8 protein-coding genes and 1 tRNA gene are annotated in these 9,397 nt (G+C 53.8%); 4 read left to right on the forward strand and 5 right to left on the reverse strand.

The window, feature by feature from the left end; genetic code table 11:
- Window positions 1-2: 2 nt before the first annotated feature.
- Window positions 3-824, forward strand: coding sequence for a hypothetical protein (locus tag TX23_RS18200; protein WP_057703387.1), 822 nt, complete (start codon window positions 3-5; stop codon window positions 822-824).
- Here TX23_RS18200 and TX23_RS18205 read toward each other — a convergent pair.
- Complete coding sequence (locus TX23_RS18205) at window positions 821-1,513, reverse strand: tellurite resistance TerB family protein (protein WP_057703622.1); 693 nt, start codon at window positions 1,511-1,513, stop codon at window positions 821-823. The two genes, TX23_RS18200 and TX23_RS18205, sit on opposite strands and share 4 nt — an antisense overlap.
- A gap of 125 nt (window positions 1,514-1,638) precedes the next feature.
- On the opposite strand from TX23_RS18205, the gene TX23_RS18210 reads away from it, so the two are divergent.
- Window positions 1,639-2,166, forward strand: coding sequence for a DinB family protein (locus TX23_RS18210; RefSeq protein ID WP_057703388.1), 528 nt, complete (start codon window positions 1,639-1,641; stop codon window positions 2,164-2,166).
- A gap of 532 nt (window positions 2,167-2,698) precedes the next feature.
- Window positions 2,699-2,785: transfer RNA gene (locus TX23_RS18220), tRNA-Leu, on the forward strand.
- Between the two features lie 131 nt (window positions 2,786-2,916).
- Here the strand turns inward: TX23_RS18220 and TX23_RS18225 are convergent.
- Window positions 2,917-3,432: a DUF6622 family protein gene (locus tag TX23_RS18225; RefSeq protein ID WP_057703389.1), complete on the reverse strand. Its 516-nt coding sequence runs from the start codon at window positions 3,430-3,432 to the stop codon at window positions 2,917-2,919.
- Between the two features lie 181 nt (window positions 3,433-3,613).
- On the reverse strand, window positions 3,614-5,473 hold the full coding sequence (locus TX23_RS18230) for a calcium-binding protein (RefSeq protein ID WP_057703390.1): 1,860 nt from the start codon (window positions 5,471-5,473) through the stop codon (window positions 3,614-3,616).
- Window positions 5,474-6,126: 653 nt separating this feature from the next.
- Here TX23_RS18230 and TX23_RS18235 point away from each other — a divergent pair.
- Window positions 6,127-7,512 (forward strand): IS4 family transposase, encoded by a 1,386-nt coding sequence (locus TX23_RS18235; protein ID WP_057703391.1) that lies wholly within the window; start codon window positions 6,127-6,129, stop codon window positions 7,510-7,512.
- Window positions 7,513-8,452: 940 nt separating this feature from the next.
- On the opposite strand, the gene TX23_RS28040 is transcribed toward TX23_RS18235, so the two are convergent.
- On the reverse strand, window positions 8,453-8,914 hold the full coding sequence (locus tag TX23_RS28040; RefSeq protein WP_157243927.1) for a hypothetical protein: 462 nt from the start codon (window positions 8,912-8,914) through the stop codon (window positions 8,453-8,455).
- A 98-nt stretch (window positions 8,915-9,012) separates the two neighbouring features.
- The gene (locus TX23_RS18250) at window positions 9,013-9,396 is read right to left on the reverse strand and encodes a hypothetical protein (RefSeq protein WP_057703394.1); all 384 of its coding nucleotides are present in this window, start codon (window positions 9,394-9,396) and stop codon (window positions 9,013-9,015) included.
- Between the last annotated feature and the right edge of the window lies 1 nt (window position 9,397).

Raw genomic sequence — 9,397 nt, forward strand, 5'->3', positions numbered from 1 at the left:
TCATGCACAACCCACACAACCCGAAGCACACGGACGGGTTCGCCAAATATCGCGCGCGCCACTTGCGCAGGGCGCGTCCCACCCTGCTGCTCCTGCCACCGGCCAAGCGCCGCGCATTGCAGCGCAACCTGATCTTTATCGGCGTGACGCTGGGCACGCTGTTACTCCTCGCCCTGGTTTCCAGGGCAAATGCCGCCGGCGGCGCCTACGTGGTGGATGATGGCGCGATCAATGCGCCTGGCGAATGCAACGTCGATGCCTGGCACACCGCCAACCGGCACGCTGGCAGTACGCATAACGAAACCTTGTCCCCGGCCTGCACATTCAGTGGCCTGCCATGGGTGCAGTGGGGCGCGGCGTTATCGCGGGCCACTGACGCAGGAAAGGGCGAAACGCAAGTCAGCCCACAGGTGAAGGCTCAGCTGTTGTCACGAGAAGACCTCGGGCTGGAGCTGGCAATCGCCGCCGGTGCGCACATTGCCCTCGACCGCCGGCACGCATTCGACGGCGCTGACTTCAACCTGCCGTTAACGTGGCAGGCCATGGATGCCTTGCGCCTGAACCTGAACGCCGGCTGGAACCATGCCTATAACGATGGCGCACAACAGCACCGCCTGACCTGGGGCGCGGGTTTCGAATACCAGCTTGCGCAGATGTTGACGTTGGTTGGCGAACGCTATGGCCAGGAAGGCGGTGAGCAGGCGTGGCAAGCGGGCCCGAGATTCCACGTCGGCAAATTTGTCGACGTGGACCTGGTGGTCGGGCGCAGCTTGACTGGAGACCGTGCCCAGTGGCTGACCACTGGGGCGACTTTGAGGTTCTAGGCCTTGGCCTGTTGCTCCAGGTGTACTTGCAACTGCGGATCAATTTGCAGCTGCCCGGCCAGATCGTCCAGGTAGTTGCGCTCGGCGTCCTGCTGATCATTGACCAGCATGACGCTGGCCAGGTAAATCTCCGAAGCGAGTGCCGGGTCATGGGCATATTCAGCGAAATCTGCGGCATCCAGTGGCTTGGCGACTTCGGCATCGAGCCACTGCTGCAATTGTGGGTCGTCGGTGTGACGGCCTATCTCGGCAGAGATCATCTGTTGCTCTTGTTCATCAATCTTGCCGTCTGCCTTGGCCGCTGCGATCAACGCACGCAATACCCCGTGGCTATGCGCTTCGGCCTCGGCGCCGTCAAGCTGGTCGACGGTCTGGATAGCTTGCTGCGGCGCAGTCGCCTGCTGACGTTGCCACGCTTGATACGCCTGGAATGCGGCCATCCCCAGGGACGCCAGGGCTGCATAATTCATCCCGCCGCTGCGCGTCTGGGTGGTACCGCCGGCCGGTGCGCCGCCCAACAAGCCACCCAGGCCACCCAGTAAACCACCCAAGCCGCCACCGGCCGATGCATTGCCGGTACCGGCGCCTTTCAACAAGCCTCCAAGCAATCCGCCCAGGCCGCCGCCCGAAGCGCCGCCGCCTTGCTGCCCTGCTCGCAACAGTTGTTCCAGTAGATCGCTGGTATTCATGGTGTCGCCCTCCCGGGGCGCAATAGTGGCGTTCATCAAACATAGTTCGCCTGCGATGGAACACCATGACCGTCGGGCGGGCAAGCTTTATGATGGTGCCATCACGCCGACAAGGGAGAACCGCGGTGAATCGCATCGAGCATATTGCGTTGATGGCCCGCTACAATCAATGGATGAATCGCAAGGTTTATGACGCCGCCGGCACCTTGACCGATGCGGAGCTGAGGGTGGATCGCCAGGCGTTTTTCGGCTCGATCCTCGGCACCCTGAACCACCTGAAGCTGGGCGACACAGTCTGGCTCAAGCGCTTTGCCGAACACCCGGCGGACTTTCGCGCATTGGCACCGTTGAGTGACATCCCTACGCCAATGGATCTCAAACAGTTGGCCTTTGCCAACCTGCGTGAACTGTCAGCCCATCGCGCCTGGCTGGATCAATTGATCATCGATTGGGCCAATACGCTGCAGGAGTCTGATCTGGACCAGCGCCTGCGCTATCACAACATGCGCGGCGTGGCCGCCGAGAAACCCTTCTTCGGTCTGCTGGTGCACTTTTTCAACCACCAGACTCACCACCGCGGCCAGGTGACGACACTGCTGAGCCAGGCGGGCGTGGATGTGGGGATTACCGACTTGCTGGCACTGATTGACTGAAGGCCGACACGGTCAATGTGGGAGCTGGCTTGCCTGCGATTGCATCGCCGAGGTGTGACAGACAAACCGAGGTGCCTGCATCGCAGGCAAGCCAGCTCCCACAGTTGCCCTATATTGCCCACAGCATCAGTGCCGTCACTTCACCTTGCTGCTCAACGTCTCCACACTTCGCTTCAAATCATCCAGGCTGCGCTTGAGCCCGTCGATCTCGCTTTTCTGCCGCTCTATCGTGCTCTTCTGTTCATCCATCGTACGCTTGAGACTCGACAGCTGACTGTCACTGCTACTGGCACTCGAACCGTCCTTGCACTTGAACTCATCAAACGCATGCCGAAATGGCATATCGCAATGACTGTCATTTATGGGGCTTGTTCCTGCGTAGCGTGCGTTCATCAGGACTTGACACAAAGGCCCTGTAGATCACTGATCTGCCAAGCTTTTTCCTGCGCATCTTTATTCGGGAAAACCGGCTTTGAGGTTGCGCTGAAGCGACTGGATCTATATATTCCCAACCCTGCTACACCGCGCTACCGCCCGAATGGCGAAACTGGTAGACGCATGGGACTTAAAATCCCCCGCTCGTAAGGGCGTCCCGGTTCGATTCCGGGTTCGGGCACCATAGATATCAAGGGCTTGCCGGGGAAACCTGGGCAGGCCCTTATCTTTTCTGTTCCGCAATTTCCCTTCATCGGCGTCCTGCCGAACGATTATTTAAAAAAATTTGCAATAGCCATCTACGGCGGGGCGAGATCAAATCGTTCGTTCGCTTTGGTTGTTATCTCGAAGCGAGAGCAATGCCCGGCAGAAGACAGCTGCGCGGCCACAGAACAACCCAATCGTGAACCCTGATGCAACACCCGCAAGCACTATCATGTTTGCGTCGGCCGACGTAGCTGGATGCACGGCGGCTTGATAACCAATGAAATATTTCACAGCAAAAAAGAGCAGAGAGATACCGAGTACTTTCCAGGTGCCGGGAACGATCAATTGCCGGCGTCCCTCGTCAAAGGCGAGGCCGCGTCGGGGAAATAACACCAGAGAGATCAAGCTGCCCAACATTATTCCGACAAGCCAGCTACCCACAGCCAACTCAACGCGATCTAAATAACTGATGGAAAAAAGTGACCAAACCGCCAGGACAGCCGGTGTGATGATCAGAGACCGTAGACTTTCACGATTGGTTTTCCGAGCACTTAAACCGTAATACCAGACCAAGAGAAATGCGCCGTAAACCCAGAGTGGCGTGCCTTCCAGAGCATCGAGCATTGTTCAGCGTCCTTGCCAAAAGATGTGACCGGATGCTGGCACAGCCTCAGGACTGTTGCCACTTATTTAAGATAAGGCGAGTGCTGACACCCGGATTGGCCCTGACTAAAAAAGCAAGAAAAAAACCCCACAGCATCAATGACCCTGTGAGGTTTTTACCGTCACGCTTGAGGGTGACGCTTCAGACCACGCTGATCATCTCGGCACTCAGTTGTGCCGCATTGAACCCCACCAGGGTGACACTGCTGTCCCCCGCCAGAATCACGCTGTTACTCCCATTCTGGGTAGTGGAGCCGAGGACCGCATCGGCGCTCGCAAACAGCGTTTTTGAGAACACCAGCACATCATGCCCGTTCTGATGGATGTTGAAGTCGCTGATCACGTCGTGGCCGAATCCGCGTTGATCGAACACGAACAAGTCGCTGCCCACACCACCACTGAGTTGGTCATTGCCCTGCCCGCCGATCAAGACGTCATTACCACTGGCGCCATACAGCGAGTCGTTACCCGTGCCGCCCAACAGCGTGTCGTTGCCGTCACCGCCGTGCAACAGGTCATTGCCGGCACCACCGTCAAGCCGATCATTGCCATTCTGGCCGAATATCAGATCGCGCGCCGCGGTGCCTTTCAAGGTGTCGGCCAGTTGGCTACCTTCAATGGATCTGGCGTAAGCCTTGTCGGCGCCGAACAGGCCATCGAAATCCAGCTTGCCACTGGTGACCGTATAAGACGGCGTCAGCGCCTGCCCAATCCCGCTGAAGATGCTACCGATAACAGGCAACTGACCGAGCGTATTGGCAAGGCCTGTCTCGAACTCCACATGCTCTACGCCATGCAGTTCCTTAAGACCATAGTGCCCGCTGCTATCGTTCAAAAACAACGTACCGTCGCTCAGTTTTACCGCTTCGTAGGAAGACGCCGCACCTTTAAGGAAGACTTTGTCATCGCCTGCGCCGCCGGCGACGATATCGGTACCGGTGCTGACCCGGAAACTGTCGTCACCACTGAACCCGTCGAGAAAGTCATCACTGCGACCGTCCTGCAGCTTGTCTGCGCTGTCGGTACCGAGCAGGAAGGCCGGTGTGCCGTAATGGTTGGAGGTGGCGGTCTGTTTATCGCTGACCCAGGTGAAGCTGCGGCTGATCGCGTCCAGGTTGCTGATGATGACGGTGCTATCGCGCTCGGTGTAATCGTAGAACGTCGACTGGGCAATGCGCTGGATTGGGTTGATAAAAATGCCCTCGATGTGGGCGACCCATCCTGACAAGTTGGCAATGGAAAACGGACCATTGGGCCAAGTCGGCAGGGCGTAGACCGTGTCGAACAGCACGATATTGTCGGTCGTCGAGGTGTAACTGGCGTCACTGCCTTGAAGCGCGCCGATAATGGCGTCGCCCACGCTGGTTTCCTGCCCGGTGAGGCGGTGCACCACATCGTTTTCAAAACCGAAGTTGTAGATTCCGTCACTGTTGCTGGACTTGGGTGACTCCATGCCAAAGTAGTCTGAGTCCTTGAAGAACCCGTCCGCCAGCGTGTCCTTGCCGATGTACATGCTGTTAGTCACCGAGCCGCCCTGGCTGTAGCCGGTTACCAGCACATCCTTGCCACTCAGGTTGTGGTCTATCGCGTAATCCTTGATTGAATTGAGCAGGTACTCATAACCGTTGATATAGGAGTTGTCGATCATGGCCGGCCAGCCCAGCAGATCAGTCAGGGAGTTGGTGCCGGCAATGGAAAAACCCATTTTCAGCAACTGACCACTGTCATCGTATTGACCAAACACCCTGGCCTGAGAGCCGAACACGCCATCGCCGGTGAAACTTCCGGTGACATCGGTGTGACTGCGATCAACGTTCAATTCATTGGCACCGATCTCACGCCAGCCTTTGGGCAATGCAAACGTGTTGCCCTCCCCCAGTACCGCCCCTGGAAGGTTGTAGAGCGCGCCTACGGTCGCGACACCGCTGGTGTAAGTGGCGAGGTTCCAGGCATCTGAAATCAGGACACGGGCATCTTGCCCCTTGTAATCGAATATAGCCATGTCAGTACTCCTTGAGCCCAGCGATCAACACCGAAGTCGACGGCAATAACTGATACGTCGGGCTAAACATATGCGTTGAAGTTGTTATTGTGCATTCTGTTCAGGCTGCTTCTTTTCTTAATGTCGAGTTTGACTATTAAGGAAGTTTTTCAACATTAGCGTAGAAGTACGGTGGGGAAGTGACCGGTTATCGGATCACAGGAGCATGTTGTTAGGAATACATACGACATAACTGCCATGAGCAGTGTTTACCGAGCGTTACGGAAATATCTGTATGCTTCGTGACCGACCGGTCAAGCGGTATTGGATGTAATGTCCAGTTTTGAATGGATGCAAATCTATTTCGGAGCCAGATAAACCTCAGATCAATTACAGCCATGGCCTAGCGCTCGGAAAATGTCCTTAGCGTTTCCTCAACAGCACGACTCAGACTATCCAGGCTCTTATCATCAACCTGGATAAAGGAAGCGGTTTTATTTACGGAGACTCATCCGTTATGCCTAAAAGGGCTCGCCAAACTTAAAATAAATCTGTCTCGAATGGCGCTTACTTAACAGCTAACCAGCTGATATGACTACAAAAAATGAAAAAATGGCGTCCTTGGTCTACGGTGATAGTTGCGAACACACACCACTCGAACAAGGACAGCCCGCGTGAATCGTAGACGTCAAATCGTTAGGCATCAACAGCAGCGTATTCAGCAGCACGCCAAAAACAGCAATGCCCATGCGTTCTTCAAGCTACTCGCTGATCCGCAGCTGCTAGAGTGTGTCGAGTCAGTGATGCCCAAGCATCGTCAACGGTTGTTCCCCCCAACCGAAACACTGTCGATGTTTCTAGCTCAGGCCATGAACGCCGACCGTTCATGTCAGAAGGTCGTGAATGATTTTTCGATCAGACGTTGCTGCGATGGGCTAAGCCCTAGCAGCGTATACACCGGCGCTTATTGCAAAGCACGGACGCGGTTACCGGTAGAAATGGTTTCAACATTGTTACGCTCTACGGGATCTTCAATGAGTAACAACGCGCCACCATCCTGGCGCTGGATGGGGCGCCCGGTGCGCCTCGTAGATGGGACGACGGTGACTCTGCCAGATACTGCGGCCAATCAAGCTGCCTATCCGCAATCGCGTGGTCAGAAAGCAGGGTTGGGCTTCCCTATCTGCCGTTTGGTAGGAATTATTTGCCTGGCCAGCGGTGCCGTTTTAGATTCCTCGCTGGGACGTTTTCGAGGCAAAGGTGGCGATGAACAGACGCTACTCAGAACGATGCTCGATACCCTGAATCGAGGCGATATTGTGTTGGGCGATGCCTACTACGTAACCTATTTTTTGTTGTGCGAACTGCAACGTCGCGGGATTGATGGTGTGTTTGAACAATACGGCGCCAGACGGCGTAGTACTGATTTTCAGCTCGGGAAATCGCTGGGGCCGGACGATCATTTGGTTGAGCTAACAAAGCCCAAGAAGCGGCCTTCCTGGATGACCCAGACTGCTTACGAAGAGGCGCCCAACACACTGACAGTACGTGAACTGAAAGCCGGTGGGAAAATCCTGGTAACCACCTTGAACTGCCCGCAGCAAGTGCCTAAAGCTGGGCTCAAATCACTGTACAAAGACCGTTGGCATGTTGAATTGGATCTGCGCAATATCAAGACAACGCTGGGGCTTGAAACGCTGAGCTGCAAAACGCCAGGCATGGCTGTAAAAGAATTATGGGTATACCTGCTGGCACATAATTTGATTCGGATGATCATGGCGCACTCTGCGCGGTTGGCAGACTGTTTGCCGCGCGTATTGAGCTTCAAGCATAGCCTTCAGTTATGCCTTGCGATGCGGCAGTACGGTGCCGATGAACAAAGCGGTGGGGTACCGAATTTACTCAGGTTGATCGCGAGGAAACGCGTCGGAAACCTGCCGGGACGGATTGAGCCTCGCGCCATAAAACGAAGACCCAAGCCTTACCCGATGCTGATGCAGACGCGCTCGGCGGCAAGGGCCGAGGTCAGGAGAAATGGACACCCGAAGAAGGTTAAGTAAGTGCCATTCAAATCTGCCCCCTTTTTCACCTTGAAGGCACTCATCATAAAGTCATTTGTGACATCTACTTTGGGAATGGGTGGCCCAATTTTCCCCAGTTCTTTTGCACCTACTCAGGCATGATTTGCAACTCACTCCACAATGGTTTCAGCCCGAGACCTTCCATATAAGTCCCATAATCAACAAAGGCCTTAACCCCAATGTCTTCGTATAAAAACCATGAGGCCTCGCACTCTTGACATACGAACAAGCAAGTGTCGTTAGCTATAACTCTAACCTTGACAACTTCTCCCTGCACACACCTTGGACACAGCATATAAAATTTCTCTAATTAACAGGATAGGCGGTAATAACCTTATTGGTCCCAGGACGAACAATAATTTTCGACAAAAGGGGACAGATTTATTTTCCGGAGACTCACTCGCCATATCTAAAAGGACTCGTCAAATCAAATAAATCTGTCACCTTTTTTCTCCAACTTCCCAGTCGCAGGGTTATACCTTTCTTGTGCTGTACTCCCTGTTCCAGGCGTGGTCTGATGCGGTTTTTTCCCCGTAAACACTTCGTCTGGAAAAGTTCCTTTCTTTTCAACGAGTTCCGGCTGTCCTGTCTTAGCAGTACCTGCTACCTCTTTTGCACCGACTAATTATCGACTATGGGCAATACTCAACCATATAACTGCTCCCTAGTTCTTGCTGCATCGATTTGGCCAGTTCCTCTCCCTCTGCTTTATGCCGAAGCTCTGCCTCAGGCGTGGCAAAACAAGAATCGGGCGGGTAGTCGTTGTTGAACGTCGATTGATACTCACCGTCCCACTCACTGATTTTGACCCTCAGCTCTGGACAAAGGGGTAAATCTTCAATATCAACGTGCCCCATTCTATCCGGATCTGGGCAGAATATCGGCCCAGCCAAATACTCACTCGTTAGTCTTAACCTGATCATGGCAATGGTTTCCAAGAACTTACCGGATTAGCTCGAACCACGAAGCCGTTTGAGCCAACCCCAACTGCGATGTTTTGCTCAACACCATTGTGCGTGATGCGATAAACATTAGCCGAACCATTGGTCCCGACAACTTTGCCACGCTCAAGAGCACTCATTACAACATTTGGAATGTCATCACGTGAGATGCCCTTGTTGACAAAGTCGGCTTCGTGTCGTTTGTAGATATGTTGCAATCCGGCAGCATCAGTACCCTTTTCCAGCCAGACTGTTCGGCCATCTGGCAACCTACGGATATCAACCACACTTCCTGGGGTGATTTTAGTGCCTACAGGCAATCCCGAAATCAATTCGTCCCTCGTCAGAGCGGACCCCGACACTCCTTTTGCACCGTTAGCAAAAATTTTACTTCCAGTTTTTACGCCTAAGGACTTGACCTCCCCGAGCACAGCATCCATCAAAAACTCGACCCGCACAGGGACAGATTTATTTTTAAGGATTTTTGAAACCCCGGATTCTAATCATATAAATCTGTCACCTTTTTTCGTCCGCGGCTTCAGTCACGAGGCTTGCAGCTTAAAACTGAAAACCCACGAGACAGCACTTCAAATCCAGAACCTCCATGATCTTTAAACCTAAAATTGATGCCTTCAAGCTGATCTGCCGAAACATTTTCCAGCTCTATCTCGCTCAAGTAAAAAGCACCGTTCACTTCGGGAACTTTAAACCGACTCACCCCCATAAACCTTAAGCAAACTTCAAACTCAGAACGCTCAAACTCATAAAGCATGACAAGCCCAATCTCATACGTTGAGACATCCTCTCCCGAGTGTTCTTGCCGAACGTTAAAGCTTAATACGAGATTCAAATTGTATAAATTAAATCCTGGAATGATCGAAAGTTTTTCAACCCCATCTACATTACTTCCTATCGTTTGCATA

Source organism: Pseudomonas paralactis (genome assembly GCF_001439735.1).
Lineage (GTDB): Bacteria > Pseudomonadota > Gammaproteobacteria > Pseudomonadales > Pseudomonadaceae > Aquipseudomonas > Aquipseudomonas paralactis.